At 64.2% G+C, this 20,338-nt stretch carries 10 protein-coding genes; 4 read left to right on the forward strand and 6 right to left on the reverse strand.

What is annotated here, in order from left to right:
- Positions 1-107: 107 nt before the first annotated feature.
- Both nirD and AC1DYJ_RS08680 read left to right on the forward strand, forming a co-directional pair.
- Positions 108-437: a nitrite reductase small subunit NirD gene (nirD, locus tag AC1DYJ_RS08675; RefSeq protein WP_477280238.1), complete on the forward strand. Its 330-nt coding sequence runs from the start codon at positions 108-110 to the stop codon at positions 435-437.
- Positions 438-441: 4 nt separating this feature from the next.
- Complete coding sequence (locus AC1DYJ_RS08680; RefSeq protein ID WP_477280239.1) at positions 442-3,369, forward strand: nitrate reductase; 2,928 nt, start codon at positions 442-444, stop codon at positions 3,367-3,369.
- A 40-nt stretch (positions 3,370-3,409) separates the two neighbouring features.
- Here the strand turns inward: AC1DYJ_RS08680 and ftsZ are convergent, their stop codons facing one another.
- On the reverse strand, positions 3,410-4,390 hold the full coding sequence (ftsZ, locus tag AC1DYJ_RS08685) for a cell division protein FtsZ (RefSeq protein WP_477280240.1): 981 nt from the start codon (positions 4,388-4,390) through the stop codon (positions 3,410-3,412).
- Positions 4,391-4,644: 254 nt separating this feature from the next.
- Between ftsZ and AC1DYJ_RS08690 the strand changes: the two genes are divergently transcribed.
- Together AC1DYJ_RS08690 and AC1DYJ_RS08695 are read left to right on the forward strand one after the other, a co-directional pair.
- Positions 4,645-4,914 carry a DUF6916 family protein gene (locus AC1DYJ_RS08690; RefSeq protein ID WP_477280241.1) on the forward strand — a complete coding sequence of 90 codons (270 nt, stop codon included), beginning with the start codon at positions 4,645-4,647 and terminating at the stop codon, positions 4,912-4,914.
- A gap of 72 nt (positions 4,915-4,986) precedes the next feature.
- On the forward strand, positions 4,987-5,565 hold the full coding sequence (locus AC1DYJ_RS08695; RefSeq protein WP_477280242.1) for a 2OG-Fe(II) oxygenase: 579 nt from the start codon (positions 4,987-4,989) through the stop codon (positions 5,563-5,565).
- Positions 5,566-5,568: 3 nt separating this feature from the next.
- Here AC1DYJ_RS08695 and AC1DYJ_RS08700 read toward each other — a convergent pair whose 3' ends face one another.
- The 5 genes from AC1DYJ_RS08700 to AC1DYJ_RS08720 all read right to left on the reverse strand — a co-directional run bounded on the left by AC1DYJ_RS08700 (position 5,569) and on the right by AC1DYJ_RS08720 (position 20,159).
- A complete protein-coding gene (locus tag AC1DYJ_RS08700) occupies positions 5,569-6,087 on the reverse strand; it encodes an N-acetyltransferase family protein (protein ID WP_477280243.1) in 519 nt (172 codons plus the stop codon).
- Positions 6,088-6,094: 7 nt separating this feature from the next.
- Positions 6,095-6,619, reverse strand: a complete 525-nt coding sequence (locus tag AC1DYJ_RS08705) for a phage tail protein (RefSeq protein WP_477280244.1) — start codon at positions 6,617-6,619, stop codon at positions 6,095-6,097.
- Positions 6,620-6,630: 11 nt separating this feature from the next.
- A complete protein-coding gene (locus AC1DYJ_RS08710) occupies positions 6,631-7,134 on the reverse strand; it encodes a phage tail protein (protein WP_477280245.1) in 504 nt (167 codons plus the stop codon).
- A 12-nt stretch (positions 7,135-7,146) separates the two neighbouring features.
- A complete protein-coding gene (locus AC1DYJ_RS08715; RefSeq protein ID WP_477280246.1) occupies positions 7,147-7,650 on the reverse strand; it encodes a phage tail protein in 504 nt (167 codons plus the stop codon).
- A gap of 137 nt (positions 7,651-7,787) precedes the next feature.
- Positions 7,788-20,159: a beta strand repeat-containing protein gene (locus AC1DYJ_RS08720; RefSeq protein WP_477426036.1), complete on the reverse strand. Its 12,372-nt coding sequence runs from the start codon at positions 20,157-20,159 to the stop codon at positions 7,788-7,790.
- Positions 20,160-20,338: the final 179 nt, after the last annotated feature.

Here is a 20,338-nt window from a genome sequence, read left to right on the forward strand (position 1 = left end):
CCAGCCGCACCCCACCCCGGACCTGCGGTCCGACCCTCCCCATCGAGGGGAGGGTGGGCGCCAAGCTGGCGAACGCCGCGCAATGAAATATGTTGAGGATATAGATGATGAACTGGATATCGATCGGCTCCCTGTCGGACATCCCACGCCGCGGCGCGCGCTGCGTCGCCACGCCGGAAGGCAAGGTTGCCGTCTTCCGCACCCAGGACGATCAGGTCTATGCCATAGACGACCATTGCCCGCACAAGGGTGGGCCGCTCAGCCAGGGCATCGTGCATGGCACGGCCGTCACCTGTCCCTTGCACAATTGGGTGATCTCGCTGGAGACCGGCAAGGCGCTCGGCGCCGACGAGGGAGCGGTGCGCACCATTCCGGTGCGGATCGACGGCGAGCATCTGTTCATCGCGCTGGAAGCGCTGGCCAGCCGCGCGGCCTGAAATCATGGAGATCGACGCAGCGCGCGAGGTGAGGACCACCTGCCCCTATTGCGGGGTAGGCTGCGGCGTGCTGGCGAAGGTCGCCGCGGACGGGCAAGTGTCGGTCCGCGGCGATCCTGACCATCCGGCCAATTTCGGCCGGCTCTGTTCGAAGGGCTCGGCACTTGCCGAAACCATCGACCTCGATGGCCGGCTGCTCCATCCGGAGATCGACGGCCACCGCGCCGGCTGGGACGATGCGCTCGATCTGGTTGCCTCGACCTTCTCAAAAACCATCGCCGAGCACGGTCCGGATTCGGTCGCCTTCTATGTCTCAGGACAGTTGCTGACCGAAGACTACTACGTCGCCAACAAGCTGATGAAAGGTTTTATCGGCTCGGCCAACATCGACACCAATTCCCGCCTCTGTATGGCCTCGTCGGTCGCCGGCCACCGCCGCGCCTTCGGCTCCGACACGGTACCGGGAACCTACGAGGATCTCGAGCTTGCCGACCTGATCGTGCTGGTCGGCTCCAACCTCGCCTGGTGCCATCCCGTGCTCTACCAGCGCATCGCCGCAGCGCGGGAAAAGCGGCCGGAGATGAAGATCGTGCTGATCGATCCGCGCCGCACCATGACATCAGACATTGCCGACATGCATCTGGCGATCGCGCCGGATGGCGACGTTGCTTTGTTCACCGGGCTGCTCGCCTGGCTCGGCCAGCACAACGCGCTCGACCGCGGCTACATCTCGGCGCACACCGCCGGTTTCGGCCAGGCGCTTTTTGCCGCCTCGAAACTCGACCTTGCAGGCGTCGCCGCCGCAACCGGCCTCAGCGAGGACGAGCTTGGCCGCTTCTACAGCCTTTTCGCGGCCACCGCGAAGACGGTGACGGTCTACAGCCAGGGTGTGAACCAGTCGTCCTCCGGCACCGACAAGGTCAATGCCATCATCAACTGCCATCTCGCCACCGGCCGGATCGGCAAACCTGGGGCAGGGCCGTTTTCGGTGACCGGCCAGCCCAACGCCATGGGCGGCCGCGAGGTCGGCGGCATGGCCAACATGTTGGCCGCCCATATGGAGATCGAAAACCCCGAGCACCGTGACCGCGTGCAGCGCTTCTGGAATGCGCCGGCCGTTGCGCAAAAGCCCGGCCTGAAGGCAGTGGAAATGTTTCAGGCGCTGGCCGACGGGCGCATCAAGGCGATGTGGATCATGGCCACCAACCCGGTCGATTCCATGCCGGACGCCGACGCCGTTGAAGCGGCAATCAAGGTTTGCCCCTTCGTCGTGGTGTCGGACGTGTTGGCCAAGACCGACACAGTGCGCCACGCCCATGTCCGGTTGCCGGCTGCAGCCTGGGGCGAGAAGGATGGCACCGTCACCAATTCAGAGCGTCGCATCTCGCGCCAGCGCGCGTTTTTGGCCGCGCCTGGGGAGGCGCGACCAGACTGGTGGATCATTGCTGAAGTGGCGCGGCGGATGGGGTTTGGCGCGGCGTTTTCGCACGAGGCGCCGGTGGAGATTTTTGCCGAGCACGCGGCGCTGTCCGGGTTCGAGAATGACGGCGCGCGGGATTTCGATATTGGTGCTTTTGGCGAAATGGACGCGGTGGCCTACGAGGAGTTGGCGCCCTTCCAATGGCCAGCGCCGAGCCAAGGCACCCCCCTCTGGCCTGCCGGCCATCTCCCCCTCAAGGGGGGAGATCAGCCTGCACCCCGGCCTTCGCCAATATTCGGCGTTGCAGAACAGGCGGCGAGCGCAACGCTGCCAATCTCCCCCCTTGAGGGGGAGATGGCCGGCAGGCCAGAGGGGGGCGCTCGAGCTGGACGCTTACCGGAGTGGGTCGTTCAAACTGAGCCTCGACCGGAGCGTGCTCTAGTTGGACCTCAGCCAGAGGAGGGCGCCCAGGCTACCCGCGCCGCTTCCACCACCCGCTTCTTCGCCAACGGCAATTTCTACACACCCGACCGCAAGGCGCGCTTCATCGCCATTCGCCCAACCGTCGAAATCCGCACCAATCCGGACTATCCGCTCATCCTCAACACTGGCCGGGTCCGCGACCACTGGCACACCATGACGCGGACCGGCAAAAGTCCACGCCTGTCGCAGCACATCGCCGAGCCCTTCGTCGAAATCCATCCAGCGGATGCGCAGCAACACGGCATTGGCGACGCCGACATCGTGCGTATCTCCAGCCCGCGCGGCGAGGTGCTGGTGCGTGCAATGATCACGTCCCGCCAGCGCCGTGGCAGTCTGTTCGCGCCGATGCATTGGACTGACCAGTTCGCCGCCAAGGGCCGGCTCGATACGCTCACCGCGCCGCTGACGGATCCTGTTTCCGGCCAGCCGGCGCTAAAACATGTCGCGGCTCACATCGAGAAGTTTGCGGCAAGGGCCTTTGGTTTCGCCGTGATGCGCCAGCGGCCGGCGATGGTCGACGCGACGTATTGGGCCGTGGCCAAATGCAAGGGCGGCTGGCGGATCGAACTCGCCTTTGCCAACGACGACATCGACTGGGCAGGTTTCGCCCAGTCCCTGTTCGGCGCGCCGCCGGAAACCGAAATGCTCGCTTACCACGACCGCGACGCGGGCCAGCAACGTATCGCCGGCTTCGACGACAAGCACCTCGCGGGGGCCTTGTTCGTTGCGCCCGGCCCGGTTGCAGTATCACGCGGCTGGGCAGCGCAACAGCTCGAGGAGGTGCACGCCAGCCAGCGCGAACGCTTCCGCATCGTCGCCGGCCGCGCCGGAACTGAGCGACCAGATGCCGGTGCGATCGTCTGTTCCTGTTTCGGCGTCGGGGTCAACCAGATCGTGGCGGCAGTGGCGGCCGGCTGCACGACGGTCGATGCCATCGGCGGCGCCCTGAAGGCCGGCACCAATTGCGGCTCCTGCCGCGCCGAGATCAGGGCGATCATCCAGGTCAATCGGGTTCAGGCCGCAGAGTAGATCGCCCGGCGCTTGGAGTGTCGATGCCTTCGGATCCTGCTTACTGTGGCATCTCAAGTTCCGGCCGCAATCCTGTCGCGACGACTGAGACCCGGAATTTTCCGGCAAGTGCCCGGTCGAATATCGCGCCGACGATGATGTCGGCGTCGGCGTCGACCTCCTCGCGGATGCGGGTGGCGGCCTCATCGACTTCGAACAGCGTCATGTCCATGCCGCCCGAGATCGAGACCAGGACGCCCCTGGCGCCGATCATCGAGGCTTCGTCGAGAAGCGGGTTTGCGATAGCCGCTTCGGCGGCCCTCTTGGCGCGGCCTTCACCCGTGGCTTCGCCGGTGCCCATCATCGCGCGGCCCATGTCGCGCATGACCGACTTCACATCGGCGAAGTCGAGATTGATCAACCCCTCCTTGACGATGAGGTCAGTGATGCAACCCACGCCGGAATAGAGGACGCGATCGGCCATGGCGAAGGCGTCAGCGAAAGTCGTCTTGGCGTCGGCGATCCTGAACAGGTTCTGGTTCGGAATGACGATCACGGTATCGGCGCATTCGCGAAGCCGCTCGATGCCCTCTTCGGCGGCTTGCATGCGGCGTTTTCCTTCGAAGGTGAATGGCTTGGTGACGACCGCCACCGTCAGGATGCCGGCTGTACGCGCAGCGTTCGCGATGACGGGCGCGGCACCGGTTCCGGTTCCGCCTCCCATGCCAGCGGTCACGAAGCACATATGGGTTCCCGCAAGGTGGTCCCTGATCTCGTCGATCGATTCCTCGGCGGCCGCGCGGCCGACCGCAGGCAGCGATCCGGCGCCCAGGCCTTCCGTGACATGGGCTCCCAACTGGATCAGCCGCGTCGCTTTGGACATGGTGAGAGCCTGGGCATCGGTGTTGGCGACGATGAATTCCGCCCCCTGCAGATTTTCGGCAATCATGTTGTTGACCGCGTTGCCGCCGCCACCGCCGACACCGACAACGGTTATCTTCGGCCGCATTTCAGAGATGACGGGCCTTGCCGCGGTGCTCATCGTCTTGTCTCCTTGGAATCGATCGACAAAAAATTCATCCCGAAACGCGCCGTTTGAACACGCCAGGAGCAAGAATCAGCTTTTACAGCCTTGGCGCAGGGAATCAGAGGGTGAATTTCGCGGCAAGACAAGATGTAGCGCTCGTGCCAATTGCGCCGACCTGGCAGAGACGCCATCGCTCGCCTCGCCTATGGACAGCGCGCCACGGAGCAGCGACATTGGCGGCTCACAGCAAGCGAAGCAGGGCAGGCGGCATGGCATCGGTTTCGGATTTCGAGCAAGGGCAGAGTTTTTCGGTCGAAGCCGGCGGCAGGACGATCGCACTGGAACTGAGCGCGGTAAAGCCGATTGCCAACAGCGCGCGTGAGGGCGGCGGCTTCACGTTGCTGTTCAAGGGACCGCGCGACGCGGCGCTGCCGCAGGCGATCTATCGCCTGGTCGGCGAGGGCCGGTCGCATGAGATCTTCATCGTTCCGGTAGCGGCCGACGCGACCGGCTATGTTTACGAGGCCGTCTTCAACTGATTTTCGGCAGTCCGGCCGGTGAGGGCGGCGATCAGACCATCAGGGCGATTTGGCGGGGCGGCGGCTCGACACATGATCGACTATATCGAGATCGCTGGTGTGCTTGACGAAGCAGCATGCAACGCGCTGCGCGCGGAAATTCGGGCGGCCTCGGGCGGTCCGGCCGGCCTGATGGGACGCCCCGACCAGAAGCCGGCATGGCCGGAGATTCGCAAAACCACCCGCGCTGAAGTCTCGCCGGCCACCGAAGCGCGGGTGGATCTGCTGCTGGCAGGGCAAAAGGCGGCGCTTGAGCGGCATTTCGGCGTCGCGCTCGGCCATGCAGAAAAACCCCAGTTCCTACACTATCGTGAAGGCGATTTCTTCGTGCCGCATCAGGATGGCAACACGCCGCTCATTCACGACGAGTCGCGATTCAGAAAAGTCTCGGCGGTGATCTTCCTCAACCGCCAATCGGAAGATTCTTCCCCCGAAAGCTACGCAGGCGGTTCACTGGTCCTGCATGGTCCGTATAGCGGTCCGGACCTGCGCGTCGCCATGCCGGCACTGCCTGGCTCTCTCGTCGCGTTTCGTTCAGAAACGACGCACGAAGTCACCCCGGTCACCCGCAACGAACGTTTCACCATCGTATCCTGGTATCGCGGCGCGTAACGATCACGCGGGCGAACGGACCATCAGGTCGTAGACGCCTTTGTCCTCGGCGACAGCAAAGCCAAGGCGCTGGTACAGCTGCATGGCCGGATTGTGCTTCTCGACATGGATCGACACCGCCTTGCCGACGGCGCCTGCCTCGTCGATGAGGTCGCTGAGCAGAGCGGCGCCGAACCCTTTGCGGCGATATTCCGGCAGGAAGGCGATATCGATGACGCGGTGCTGGCTCGGCCAGCGCTCGATATAGAGGCGGCCGATGTCGTTGCCGCCTTGCACGATCACCAGCCAATCCGCCTCGGGATAGTGTTGACGGTAGTGTGCATGCTGCGCCCGGAACTGCATGTCGAGGAAGGCCGTCTTCTGCTCGGCGCTCCATCCGGTCACACCGAGTTCCTCGGCCCGGGTCGAAGCATAAAGCCGCGACAGGAAAGGCAGATCGGCATCCATGGCCGGGCGGAACGTCAGCCCGACACCAGCCGCCCGCACCCACTCGGCCGAAACCACTCTACGAAAGTCGTCCATGATGAAATCAGGGACGTGGTGGGAAGACACCCTGCAGCGCAATGCAAAAATAGCAGGTGAGGTAGGGCTGCATATTGTTGTGCGGCTGATCGCCACCCGCGGGCGATATTGACTCGGTTGCCAGCGATACCAGGCTGCCTGGCGCGATATAGGCGTTTCCCTGGCTCGACTTGGCAAACGCATTGCCGGGGGCAATGTTGCTGTCCCCGGCAACGAGCGACGGAGCGGCCATCACCAGATGGGTGTGGCTTGGAGTCTCGGACTGAAGCAGCGTCACGACATCCGAGCCACCAGTCTCGCCGAGATCGTGCAGCGACAGACCGGGACCTTGCCCCGGATGCATCGGCGCCCGGCCCTGGAGGTCCGGAAGCGCGAAATTGGACTTGCCGTTGCCGCCATAGGTGGTGCCGAGCAGCGAGAACAGCGCAGTGTTCTGCGACAGCGGCAACAGCTGGCCGTCGCACCAGGCCCAGCCCTTGGGCGCGAAATTGAACGGGAAGATGCGGATTTCGGCAACGAACGGATCGGCCATGACGGTCCTCTTTAAGTCGGCGACGGAAAGATTCCGAACAGCGAGATGATGAAGTCGACGCACAGGTAGGGCTGGAAATTTGTATGCGGCTGGCTGCCGCCGACGGGGCCGAGAAACTGGGGCGCCATTGCCACGGATGGACCGGCGTTGAGGAACGCGTTGACCTGACCCGATCTGCCTATGACGCTCTGGGCCGGATTTGGCGAATTGGCGATATCATTGGACGCGAGGAACGCATGGCTGTGCGCCGGGATCTGCTGTGTCGTCAGCGTGATCTCCTCAGCGCCTCCCGTCTCGGCCAGGATGAACCCGTTGCCCTGGTGAATGGGAATACGGCCACGCAGATCGGGCAGCGCAAAGGTGCTCTCGCCGTCACCGCCATAGGTGGTGCCGATCAATTGGAACAAGGTCTCGTTTTCCGAGATCGGCAGAAGCTGCCCTTCACAGAACATCCATCCCGCCGGCGCAAAATTGCCGGCAAACATGCGGATCTCACCAACATAAGGCTGTGCCACAGTGCGTCTCCGTCAATTCGGCGAGGGGAAGATGCCCTGCAGGGCGATGCAGAAGCTCAATGTCAGGAATGGTTGCATGTTCAGATGCGCCTGGCTGCCGCCGACATTGCTGATCGTGCCCGCTGCCATGGCACCGAGGTTTTGCACCGGACCATAGAGCAGGTTCGGCGTGCTGTTGCCGAACAGGTCGTTGGCCGGCAGATTGGTCGCCCCCGTGACGGACGATGCATTGGCTACGTGCACATGCGTCGGGATTTCCGCAATCGACAGCGTGTGCGCCTGCTCTCCGCCACGCTCGCCAAGCGTGTGCGCGCTGCCGACATGGATTGGCGTGCGTCCGCGATAGTCGGGAAGCGCGAAATTGACCCGGCCGTCGCCACCAAAAGTGGTGCCGAGCAGGGAAAAGAGCCCCTGGTTCTGATTTATGGGGAGAAGCTGGCCGTTACACAGTGCCCAGCCTTTTGGCGCGAACACGAACGACATGATTCTGATTTCCGACAAAAACGGTTCAGCCATACGCCCTCTCCCTAGACTGCTCTACTGACAGTAGGCCAATTACATTAGCAAGTCGACATCAATCTCGAAAGAAAATTTGTTACTTCTTTACTGCCAGCCATCTTGCCAAATGCTTTGAAATCGTATCCGCGTTGCCATCAGTTCGTCGGCACAAGAACCAGCCCCCCATTGTGGCCGGCCGGAACCGCGGCATAGGCCGGCGCGCCGCCGGCATCGATCGCGGTCGCCTTATTCGCCGAATTGGTGACAGTGTTGCCGCCGGCATTCCAGGTAGCGAGAGCGCTCGCCGCGTTGTTGGCGCCGCCGACAAAGCCTTGGAAATAAAGGTGCGACGTGCTGCTGCCTATGCGTGCCAGGAAGCCAAAGTCGTCGGCCGGCTGGCCAAGGGTCACGGTGTTGCCGGTGATATTGAGATAGGTGGTCGTGAGGTCGCCGGCGTTCGAACCCGCGCGGACGTCGATCGCGGGAACGCCGTTGCCCGCCGTGCCATCGCCGGACGTGGTGATCGTGTTGTTCATGATCGTCAGGTCGAGCGAACCGTTGTCGGCACTCGGGCCGGCGCCATCGCCATGCGGTGTGGCAAAGATCGCCGGATCCTTGCCGGTGTTGGTAATCGTGTTGCCGATGATCTCGACGATGCCGGTCGAGGCATCTTCGGGATGGATGAAGATCGCCGAGCCGGTCGAACCGACGCCGCCGCCCTGGATGTCGGCATTGTTGTTGATGCGGCCCATGATGGCGGCGGTGTTGATGCCGAACACGTTGATAACCGGGCCGCCATTGCCATAGATCTTCTTGTTGTTGAGGATCTTGAAGTTCAGGTGCGCGGTGTCCTCGGCATTGAGGCCGATGGCGCGGCCGAGGCCGCCTTGCGGGTCGAATGTGTTGCCGTTGCCGACCGTGCCGCCGTCGGTGATGTTGACGTTCAGCGTCGAGGTGTCGCGCGCAAAGGCTTCGACGCCCGAGGTCTTGAGCTTCAGGAAGCTGCTGTTCGAGATATTGACCGTCGCATTCGCACTGCCAAAGGCCTCGAAGTTCAGACCCTGCGCGCCGTTTGCCGAATCCTTGGTGTTGCTGAACGTGCTGCCGCTGATGTTCAGCGTCAGACTGGTGCCGGAGTCGTTGCGGATATCCACCAGATTGTCGCCGGCACTCGCGTCGCCGGCCGCGAAGCTGAATGTGGAATTGGTGATCGATGACGTGCCGGTGAGATTGTAGAACCGCATATCGCCTTCGAAAACGGCGTCGCCGAAGCCTGTCACCGTGGTGTTGGCAATCGTCAGGTCCGATACGTTCTGGCCGTTGATGCCGACCTGGACGCCGCCGTTCAAATTCAGGTTGGTGAACGTCGCAGTCGCCACGCTGCTCATGTTGATGGCCGCCTGGGCGGCGCTGTTGAATGTCGGACCGTCGACATTGTTCAGCGTGCCGTTGCCGGTGTTGGCATTGGTGAAGTTCATGTTCGACAGCGACAGGTTCTTCGTCGACGTGAACACCGCGCCTTGCGCGGTATTCTGGATCGTTCCGCCGGAGCCAGCCGTCACGCCGCTGCCGGTTACCGTCAGGCCGCCATTGCCGGCGGCGAGGCCGGTGTTGTTGAGCACGATGCCGTTGGTGCCGCCATTGGCCGAAATGCTCTGGAACGTCAAATTGCCGCTGCCGATCGTCGTGTTGACGACGTTGAGCGCGGTGCCAGTGGTTGATGTGATGGTGTTGCCGGTGCCTTGCACCGTCACTGTGCCGCCGGTGGTCGCTGCCGGACCCGCCCCGGTGGCGTTGAAGCCGGTGCCGCTGGTGGTGTTGATGACCAGCCCGCCGCCGGTGAAGTTGATCGTCGCGCCGGCATTGTCGGTCAGGTTCACGGCAATGGCCGACCCCGTGGTGATCGACTTCGATGTGCCGGAGAAGGTGATGGTGCCGGCAGCGTTGTCGTCCAACTGGATGCCGTTCACGCCCGCCACATTGTGCGAGATGTTGCCTGACAGCGTGATGTTGCCCGCGCCCGCGGCGCGGTCCTGGATGTTGACCGCCTGGCCAGTGCCGCTGGTGACCGTGCCGGCATAGGTGAAGGCCGCCGTGCCGCCGCTGTTGGCTGTGCCGGCGCCGTCGCCGATACGGATCACGGCACTGGTGCCGCCGACCAGCGCGCCGGTGCCGAGATCGATCGCCCCGGCACCGGTAACGGTGTCGAGGATAACGGCGCTGGTGCCGCCGGCGCCTTTGTTCGTGGACGCAAAGGTCACGCCGCCCGCCGCGACGGCAACGGTGTCCATGTTGACGGCGACGCCGCTGCCGGTCGAAATCGTATTGGCATTGCCGCCTGTGCCAACGCTCAACGTGCCGCCGCCCGTGGCGTTGAAGCCGATGCCGGAGGTGGTGGTGATCACAAGCCCGCCGCCGGTGAAGTTGATCGCCGTGCCGGTGTTCGTCGTCAGATTGACGGCATTGTTGGCGCCAGTGGTCAGTGTCTTGGTGGCGCCGGAGAAGGTGATCGTGCCGCCGGTGTTGGCGTTGACCAGGATGCCGTTGTCGACGGCGCCGGTTGCGCTGAGATTTCCCGACAGCGTCGTGGTGCCGCCGCTGCGGCTCGAAATGCTGACGACCTTTCCGGCCGTCGTCTTGGTGACGGAACCGCCATAGCTGATGCTGGCCGAACCGCCGCTGACCAGGAACGCTTCGTTCGTCGCGCCGGACAGCGCACCTGTGCCGAGGCTGACCGTGCCGGCACCGGTGACATTGGTCAGCGCCACATTGTTGGCGCCGCCGGTCGATGTCGTCGAGGTGAAGGTGATGCCGGTCGTGGTGGAGATGCCGTTCAGGTTGATGGCCTGGGCAGTCGTGGAGTTGAGCGTGCCGGTGGTGACGTTGACCGTGCCCGTGCCCGTGGCGGTGAAACCTGTCGTGCCGCTCGTCACGATATCGATATTGGTAAAGTTGACGGTCGAGTTGGTGGTAGCCAGCGAAACCGCAGTGCCGGTCATCGTCGTACCGGTTCCGAGATCGACGGTGCCGGTGAAGCTGACGGTGTTCGCGGCTGTCGCGCCAGAGATGACGATGCCGCTCTGCCCGCCATTTGCACTGACGGTGCCAGCAAAGGCGAAGCTGCCGCCGGCGCGGTTGGTGATGCTTGCCGCCGTACCGGTGCCGCCGGCGGCGATGGAGCTGGCGCTGTCGAAGCTGATCGCCGCGTTGCCGCCCACGACCGAGACGCCGCTGCCGCCCGATATGTCGACATTGGTGCCGTTGATCGTGCCTTGCGGACCCGAGGCGCCGCCGAAGGCGATACCGGTGCCGGTCGCTGCCGTTGTGATGTTGAGGTTGGTTAGCGTCGTCGTGCCGGTAGTGTTGCGCAGGTCGAAGGCGATGCCTGTCGCGCCGGTGCTGGTGACGTTGGTGATGGTGGAGTTGAACGCGTTGAGGATGACATCCGACGCGTTGCCGGAGAACGTCACATTGTCGATGGTCGTGCTGGTCGACGGCGTGATCTCGACGCCGGCGGTCAGGAAATTGCGGATCGTCATGTGGCTGATGATAGTGCCGGAGGCGCCCGCGCCATTGTCCTTGATGCCGCGCGCGGCGCCCGCCGGGCTGCCGTCGAGGATGAAGCCGTCGATGATGTTGCCGCTGGCGCCAAGCGTGATGGCGTTGCTGCCGGCATTGGTTGTCAGTGTCGCGGCGCCGTCCGGCGTCTGGTCGATGATCGAGATGGTGTTGCTGGACAGCTGGATTGTGGAGGGCACCGTCAGCGCCAGGTTGATGTTGCCGTTGCCGAAACCGCGCACCTGCTCGCTGGTGGCCAGCGCCAGCGTGTCGTTGCCGTTGCTGCCCTGCGCGGTGATGACGCCGCCATTATTGACGAGGACGATGATGTCGGTCGCGACCGCTGCCGCTTCGGCTGTCGAGAGCGTGGCCAGGTTGTTCTGGTCGCGGCCGCTGCCGTCGCCGGTTGCGCTGGCGCCGACGAAATAGACCTTGCCGACACCGAAGCCGAGGCCGGGGGTCGCCTGGAAATTGACGTCCTGGAAATTGTAGGTGCCGGCCACCGGCGCGCTGGAGGCGTCGATGCCGACATTGGCGCCGATGGTCGAGAGCTGGTCCGTCGCCGATTCGCCGTCGCCATAGATGAAGGCGAGGTTCGTCGTCGAACTCAGGAAGACGCCGGTGTTGACGCCGGCAATGCTGGAGCTCGCGCCGCCAACCACGGCATCGCCGAGCCGTACCGTCTGGCCGCCGGTGGCGCCGCGCAGGTCGACGGCGATCGAGGTGCCGGCGGCGGCCGCGTTGGTGACGTCGAAATCATTGGCCGTTATCGCCGCGTTGATCGCCGCGCCGTTGAGGTCGAAGGCGACGCCCGTCGTGCTGTTCAGGCCGATGTCGAGATCGTTGAACGACAGGGCAGCACCGAGCGTGCCGGAAACATCGACGCCGCGCGTGGTGATGCCTTGCAAATTGACCGTGCCAAGCGCGATGGCGCCGCCGCCGGACGAGGCAATGTTGTTCAGCGAGATGCCAGTCGCCGCGCCATTGACGGAGATGGAGCTGAAGTTGAGGCCGCCCGCGCCGATCGTCGCGCCGCTGAGGTTCAGCGCGGTGCCGGGGCCGGTCGAAATCGTGTTGGCGCCGCCGGTGACGCTTATCGTGCCACCGCCCGTGGCGTTGAAGCCGGTGCCGGACGTGGTGGTGATCCCCAATCCGCCGCCGAAATTGATCACGGCTCCGGTGTTGGCAATCAGACTGACTGCCGGGCTGGCGCCCGTGGAAAGCGTCATGGCTCCGTTGAAATTGAACGTGCCGCCACTGTTGGTGTGGACATCGATGCCGTTGTCGAAGCCGCCGGTGGCGCTGAGGTTGCCTGACAGCGTGACCGTGCCGCCGGTGACGCCGGAGATGTCGACGATATTGCCGAAGGTGGCCTTGGTGACCGTGCCGCCATAGCTGACGGTCGCGTTGCCACCGCCGAGCAGGAATGCGACGGCCGACGCACCGGTCAGCGAGCCGGAACCGAGGCCCACCGTGCCGGTGACGTTGGTCAGGCTGACATTGTTGGTGCCACCACCAGACGATGTCGAGTCGAGCGCGATGATGGCGGCGACGTTGGTGAGGCTGATTGCCTGGCCGAGGGTCGAATTCACCGTTTCGGCGCCGCCAGTGGCGGTGATGCCCATCGTGCCGCCGGTTCCGGAGATGGCCGTGCCGGTGGTGGTGTCGATGGTCAGGCCGCCGGTAAAGCTGGTCGTGCCGCCGCTCTGAGACAGGCCGACGCCGCTCGTCGTATCGATGTTGGCGAGGCCGGTGACGTTGACCGTGCCGGATACCACATTGATGCCGCCACCGGCGGTGGCGGTGTTGTTGACCGTCACCGCGCCGAAGGTGAACGTGCCGGTGTTGGCGCCGGTGACGTCGATGCCGAAGCCGCTGGTGCCGGCGATGCTGGTTGCGCCGGAGACATTCACCGCCCCTGTGACGCCGTTGAGGATGATGCCGCTGGTGCCGCCGCTCGAGGTGATGCTGTCGAAGTTGACCCCGCCGGCGCCGAGCGTGCCTTGCAGTGACAGCGCCGTCTGGCCCGTCGCATTGATCGTCGTGGACCCGGCATTAGCGACGGTCAGGACATTGAGCCCCGACAGGCTGAGGCCGGTGGCGGCGGATGTCGTGATGTCGAGGCCGCCGTTGAAATTGACCGCGGCTGCCGCGCTGCCGCCCGAAATCGAGACGCCATTGCCGTCCGTGATGGTCACCTGGTCGGTAAAGGTCACCGCGCCGCCGGTGCGGTTGGCGATACTGATGCCGCCACCGGTCAGCGTTCCCGGCGTTGCGCTGTTGGGCAGGATGCCGCGCGACACCGAGATGGTGCCGGTGCCGCCATTGACGTCGAGCAGCGTGCCGGCAACGTTGATGTTGTTGTTGATGACCGTCAGATTGCTGTCGAGGGCGACGACCTTGATGGCCGTCTGGCCGGCGGCGACATTGCTGATCGTCACGCCTTCGATGGTGATGCCGCTGGCATTGCTGAAGCCGACCGCGCTCTGGTCGATGAGGAAGGCGGCGCCGGTGGCGCTGCTGAAGTCGAAGGCGGTGTGGCGCACGGCGTTGTCGCCGAGCAATTGCATGAGGTTGGCCGTTCCGCTGACCACGGCCTCGTCGCCGGTGATGTTGCCGCCGGTGGCGCCAAGATTGCCCTGGACATTGACCGGCTGGATGGTGCCGGTCGAAACCACGTTGCTGTTGCCGAAGCCGGTGATCGTCTGGCCGGAATCCAGGGTGAAGGCGGTGGCGCCGAGATTGATCGTGCCGACGAAGGCGAAGTTCTGCGCGCCGGTCAGCGCATCGGCAGCGGCGAGCGAAATGGTGTTGACGCCCATGCTGAGATTGCCGGTCGTCCCGGCGGCGATGAAGCCGCCCGACTGCGAGACCAGAGTGACCGAACCGGGCGCCGTTGCCAGATTGGCGCTGCCGGTGAAGAACACGTCATCGAAATCGTAATTGCCGAGCGTCGGATCGAGACCGACCGTGTTGACGGTAAAGCCGCCAGCGGCGGCAATGATGAAGGATTCCAGCCCGTCGGTGGAGTCGCCGTCGCCGAAAGTGAAGGTGGCGTTGGCTGAGGTCGCGGTGGTGCCGCCGGACGACAATTCGACGCCGACGCCAAGATTGTCGATCTTGGACCCCTGCAGGAAGGTGATGACCTTGTTGCCGGTGGTCGACGACAGGTCGATGCCGCGCGAGGTCAGATCGCCAAGGCCGGTGATCGTCGTCAGGCCGAAATCGGCCGTCGTGGCGGAACCGCTGAAGTCGATGCCGGTCTGGTTGGCGCCAACATTGTCGATGGTCGTCGTGCCGAAGCTCACGTCGGCATTGGTGCCGCTGAAATTGATGCCGGCCGTGTTGGCTGCGGCGCCCATCGTGACCTTGGTCGTGCCGAGGGTGACAGAGCCCGAATTGCCTGAAATGTCGATGCCGTTGCCACCGGCGCCGCTCACCGTCACCGCTCCGAAGGTGGCACTGCCGGCGACATTGGCGACCGACAGGCCGTTGCCGGTCGCGTTGGTGACGGAAAGCGCCGCGGTGGCGTTGAAGGCCGCGCCGACGCCGAGCCCGCCGATCACCGCGCCGCCGCCGCCCGTCGCCGTCAGCGTCGAGCCGGTAAAGCCGATCGTGCCGCCGGTCGGTGCCGTCGTCGAGCCGATGTTGAAGAGATTGCCGGTGCCGGTCGAGGTGACATTGCCGCTGAATGTCACCGAACCACCGGTGATGCCGTCGACCTTCACCGCCGTGCCCGGCGCGGTGGCCGAGCTGGAGATGCCGGCCGAGACCGTGATCGCGGCGCTGCCACCGGATACGACGACGCCGTCGCCGCTGCCGGAGTTGGTGATGGTGCCGCCAATGCCAATCGTGCCGGTGTTGTTGGTCAGGCTGACGTCGGCGCCCGAAACCAGCGTCGTCACCAGGTTGTTGACATTGACCGTCGCGGCGCTGTTTTGAACCACGAAGCCAGGGCCGCCGCCAACGACCGTGTCGATCGTCGTTGTGCCGTTGAAGGTAACGGCGTTGGCTACGTTGGTAAGGCGGATGGCATCGCCATTGACACGGTTGATGTCGACGGCACCGAAAGTGATATTGCTGCCGATGGTGTTCTGGATGACGATGCCCGTCGCCGCCGCTCCGCCAGAGCCGTCGACAGTGACACTGTCGAAAGTAAAGCCTTGCCCGATGACCAGGGTGTTCGGGCCGCCCTGCAGTTGGATACCTCTTTCGGCTAGCCCGGCGCCCGTTGTAACCGTGTTGCCGGAGCCTGTGACGCTCAGTATGCCGCCACCGACGGAGCTGAAGCCAAAGCCGCCGTCGGTTGTCAGGTCGAGCCCGCCGGTGAAATTGATCGTACTACCCAGATTGTTGGTCAGGTCGATCGCGTTGGCAGCGCCGGTGCTGGCGGTAATCTTGCCACCGAAGGTCGCCGTGCTGCCGCCAGACATGGCATTGATCTTCACCGCGCTTGCCGCGCTGGTCTGGTTGATGGTGCCGTTATAGGTCAGGTTCGGCTGGGCATTGTCGATGTTGAACGCCACGCCCGTGGTGTTGGCAATCGAACTCGCGGCGTCAAAGGTCAACGTGCCTGTAGAACCACCAACGAGGTTGATCCCTGTACCGGCGCCGTTGATGTCGAAATTGGCAAAGTTGGCGGTGCCAACGAAATTGTCGAGTGACAGTGCGGTTCCGGTGACGCCACCGATCGTCGTGCTGCCGCTGAAGGTGACCGCGGCCCCGGTATTGTCCAGAGCGATGCCGTTCTGGGCCGCCTGGATCGTTAGGTTGGTGACGCTGACGGCGCCCGACGCGGCGGTCAGGTTGACGCCGGTGACGGCGCTTTCGATGGTCACGCCGCTGATCGTCACGCCGACGGAGCCGGCTCCGTCGATCGCAGAGCCCGAGCCGGCGTTTCGGACGCTGAGATCGGCGACGCGGTTACCGTTGGCGAGGTTGATTGCGCTGCCGGTCGAATTGTTGAGCGTGGCGGCGCCATTGCCGAACGGATCAACCTGGGTGCCGGCGGTCACGACCTCGGTGCCGGTAACGTTGGCCGGAGGCCCGCCCAGAGCGATCGTGTTGCCGTTGGCAAACGAGACGATCTGCTGGCCGTCGGCAAGCGTAAAGCCGTCGGCATCGGTGCCGAGGTTTCCGTTACCGTCGTTGACGAGGACGAAAATGGTACTGGCATCGGTCGTCAGATCGTCGGCAGCCGCGGCATTGATCAGGTCATTGACGCTGGCGCCGGTGCCGGAACCGGTATTGGCGGCACCGACAAAGACAACATTGGCGGCATCGAACAGCTGCGGGCCGACCAGATGGGTGGCGTTGAAGGCATAAGTGCCGCTGCCGGCCATCAGGCCGCGCATATCGAGCGAGGCGGTCGTGCCGGTGATCGTGCCGCCGCCGGTGGCGCCGAAGGAGAACACCGTGTTGGCGGTGGTTCCGGCTGCCCCATGCGTGCCCATCTGCACGCCGGTATCGGCCGTAATTGTTCCGGTGCCGATCGTCACCGAGCCGCCGGTCGTGCCCGACAGGTCGATGCCGGTCGACGTGGCGCCGCCGAAGACGGTGAGCGAATTGGCGGTAAAGGTCGACTGGCTGCCCGACAGGTCGAGGCCGGTGGCTTCGACGGCGCCAATAAATATCGTGCCGAAGCTGATCGTCCCGTTGACGCCCTGAACGTCGATGCCGTTGAGGGCCGGCGTGGTGATTTCCGCATAGCCGAAGCTGACGGCGCCGGTGTTGCCGCTGAGCGCGATGCCATTGCCGAGTACCTGGCTGATGAGCACATCGCCGCTGAACCCGACCGTGGCCGTGCTGCCGCTGATCGAGATGCCGTCGCCCGTGGTGCTGTCGATCGTCGTCGGGCCGGTGACGCTGAAGCTGCCGCTGACGCCCGACAGGCTGACGCCATTCGCGCCGCCGACCTGGCCGATATTGGAGAGCGTGACGTCAAGCCCGATATTCGATGCCGTAAAGGCGGATGCTGTGTTGCTGCTGACGGTACCGCCGTCGATCGAAAGCGAGCCGGTGCCGGTTGACGTGGCCTTTACGCCATTGCCGCCATTGCCGGTCGCATTGAGCGTCTGGAAGCTGGTGATGGCATTGCTGTTGATCAGCAAGCCGTCGCCGGTATTGTCCGACAACGTCGTCGTGCCGGTGAAATTGTACGTGCCGTCGCCCTGGATCGACAGGCCGGCGCCGCCATTGCCGGTCGAACTCAAATTGCTGCCGGAAACGCCATTGCTGCCGTCAAACAGCACGCCGTTGAGATTGGCACCCGACACGGTCATGCCGGTCAGCACGACGCCGGTGACGCCGCTGCCATGGATGCCGTTGGCGGTGCCGCCGGAGATGTTGAAGTCCTGCAGCGAGGTGTTGTTGGCGAGCGTGACGACGTCGCCGCTGGCGGAAGCGGTCAGTGTTGCGGCGCCCGCCCCATCCGAGACCGTGCTGCCGTGATTGACATTGGTGCCGGTCACATTCACGGGCAGGCCGCCGAGCGAGAAGGTGCGGCCGTTTCCGAACGAGGCCAGCGTCTGTCCGGCGCTCAGCGTGAAGCCGTCGGTGTCATCGATGACGCCGCGATTGACCAGCACGAAGATGGCGGTGCCGTCGGCGTTGGCGTCGGCTGTGGTGATCGTGGCGAGATTGTCCAGCGATGACCCGTCGCCGGTGCCGGTTGCCGCGGTGGCGACAAAGATCAGTTGCGTCTGGTCGAAAAGCTGCGGCCCGTTGAATGTCGTCGTGCCGAAGGCATAGAGCCCGGAACCGGAATTCAGGCCGCGCGCGTCGAGCGAGGCGAGGTTGCCGCCGATCGAGCCGCCGCCGAAGGTGAACTGGGCATTGGCGGTGTCGGCCGGCGAGCCGACGAGGCCGAGACGCACGCCGGTGCCGACATTGGCGATGGTGCCGCCATTGGTGATGATGATCGTTCCGCCGTCGGTCTGGACGAGATCGATGCCGATCGACGTCGTTCCACCGGTGCCGGTTATATTGAGCGACTGCGCCGTGAAATTCGTCGCGCTGTTCGAGAAGTCGAGGCCGACGCCGGTGCCAAGGCCCGCAATGACAATGTTGCCGGCAATCACCGATGTATTGGCGCCGGCAAACACCATGCCGTCGGCGAGGGGATTGGTGATGTTGATGTCGCCGAAGCGGATTGCCGCCGGCGATTCCGTAATCGCGATGGCGGGTCCGGTCGTGCCCGTCGCATTGGTCGCGCCGGTAACGGTGAAGCTGCCGGAGACATGGTCGAGGACAACGGCCGACTTGCCGCCGGTCTGGGTGATCGAATCCAGCACGATATGGGCGGTGATCGGATCGATGAAGACGCTGACGCCGTCATCGCCGAGCGCCTTGTTGCCCGACACCTGGCCGCCGGTGATGGTGATCGAGCCGGCGACCCCGGTGCCCTTGACGGTTATGCCGGCGTCGTTGTTGTCGAGGGCATTGAGGGTGGCGAAGGTGTAGGTGCCGTGGCCGGTCGCATCGAGGCCGTCGTCGCCATTGCCCTGCAGCAGCGTCGTGCCGGTGAAGTTGTAGGTGCCGTCGCCTTCGATATGCAGGCCGTCGAGGCCATTGCCGGTTGCCGTGAAGTTCGAGCCTTTGACGCCCGTCGACGTGCCGGTGAAGCTGGCGCCATTGCCGCCGGTGCCGGTGACCGTGACGTTGGTTAGCGTGGCGCCGGTGATGTTGTTGCCGAAAATGCCGTCCTTGCCGCCGGTGATGGTGATGCCGCTCAGCGTGTTGCCGTTGGCGAGCGTGAGAACGTTGTTGGCGGGATTGGTGCCCTGGATGGTGCCGTTGGAGCCGCCGAAATTGTAGGTACCTATGCTGCCGTCGGCGAGCTTTGCCTGGACGCCGCCACCACCGCCGATGACGATCTGGCCGTTGGCGAGCGTCACGCCGGCTGTCGTAATGTTGCCCTTGCCACCGAGCGCGACGACAACGCCATTTGCGCCCGCGCCGGCAACTGCATTGTCGAGCGTGGTCGGGTCGCCGATCGTGCCGAGGCCGAGCGCGTCATTGTCGCCATCGGCGAAGAAGAACTTGCCGAACGCCGTGTTGGTGGCGGCGTTGATCGCCACCCGCGTCGTCGAACTGGTGACCTTGTCGTGGCTCTCGATGCGGACGCCGATGTCGCCGCGCACGCGCTCGTTGAGACGTTTGCGCAGGCCGGGGCTGACCGGGTAGACCGGCTCGGTGCCGTCATCGACCGACGCCGTCGTTTCCCTCTCGAAGGCGTTGAGCGGCACCGTCAGCCGGATGCTGCCGGCGAACTGGGTATCGTCGCGATTGTCGTTGCGCACCTCGCCGGTGAAGGTCAGCGACGTGCCTCTGCCGATGACGTCACCGATCGAATATTCCAGGCCGGCCTTGGCGCCGGTTATGCTGCGGTCGTCGCCATCCGGATCGCCGAAATGGTAGGCGCCGACATCGAAGCGCAGCGAATGGTTTTCGGGCAGGTCGAGCGGCACCTGGACGCCGACCTCGCCCTCTATGCCCCAGGCCGCGTAGTCGCGGTGGTCGATGGCCGATATCTGCTCGATCAGCTGATTGCCGACCAGTGACAGGCTCGACTCTTGCCCGCTCGAGTGGCGGTCGCCGCTGATCGGCAGATAGACGTTTACGTGCGCGTCGTATTTCGAGGTGATGGCCTCGAGGCCGAGTGTCGAAGCGACGAACTGATGGCTGTCGTGATTCTGGATGTTGAGGTAGGCGTAGCCGCCGACCATCAGATCCGGATTGACGATGCGGCGAACGCCGAGGCCGACATCCTGGCCGAAGCCGTCGTCGAAATCGTATTTCGAGCGCACATCGAGGAAGAGAACGGATTCGAGGTTCTGCTTCAGCGGCAGGAAGCCCTCGATGGCCGTGTTGCCGCCATTGTTGTTGGCGCCGATGATGGCGCGGACCTGCGGCTGCCAAAGTCCATTGTCACCCGCCTGCGCGGCCATGCTGGAAAGGGCAAGTGCCAAGGTGGAAAGCGCTGTTGTTTTCCACAAATGTCTGGAGAAGCCTGACCGGCGATACTCAGTATTCGCCCGGAAGAGTCTTCCGTGCATCGCCATGTCATTGATTTGCCGAGTTTTCTCGGTCGTCTCCATCCCGTACCAGCCCCTTGGAGTACACGCTCCGCGCGAATATTTAACCGAAT

It is taken from the genome of Mesorhizobium sp. P2_B11 (assembly GCF_056404855.1).

Coding starts and splice junctions, on each gene's coding strand:
- nirD (WP_477280238.1), top strand. CDS start 108: ATGAACTGGATATCGATCGGCTCCCTGTCGGACATCCCACGCCGCGGC.
- AC1DYJ_RS08680 (WP_477280239.1), top strand. CDS start 442: ATGGAGATCGACGCAGCGCGCGAGGTGAGGACCACCTGCCCCTATTGC.
- ftsZ (WP_477280240.1), bottom strand. CDS start 4,390: ATGAGCACCGCGGCAAGGCCCGTCATCTCTGAAATGCGGCCGAAGATA.
- AC1DYJ_RS08690 (WP_477280241.1), top strand. CDS start 4,645: ATGGCATCGGTTTCGGATTTCGAGCAAGGGCAGAGTTTTTCGGTCGAA.
- AC1DYJ_RS08695 (WP_477280242.1), top strand. CDS start 4,987: ATGATCGACTATATCGAGATCGCTGGTGTGCTTGACGAAGCAGCATGC.
- AC1DYJ_RS08700 (WP_477280243.1), bottom strand. CDS start 6,087: ATGGACGACTTTCGTAGAGTGGTTTCGGCCGAGTGGGTGCGGGCGGCT.
- AC1DYJ_RS08705 (WP_477280244.1), bottom strand. CDS start 6,619: ATGGCCGATCCGTTCGTTGCCGAAATCCGCATCTTCCCGTTCAATTTC.
- AC1DYJ_RS08715 (WP_477280246.1), bottom strand. CDS start 7,650: ATGGCTGAACCGTTTTTGTCGGAAATCAGAATCATGTCGTTCGTGTTC.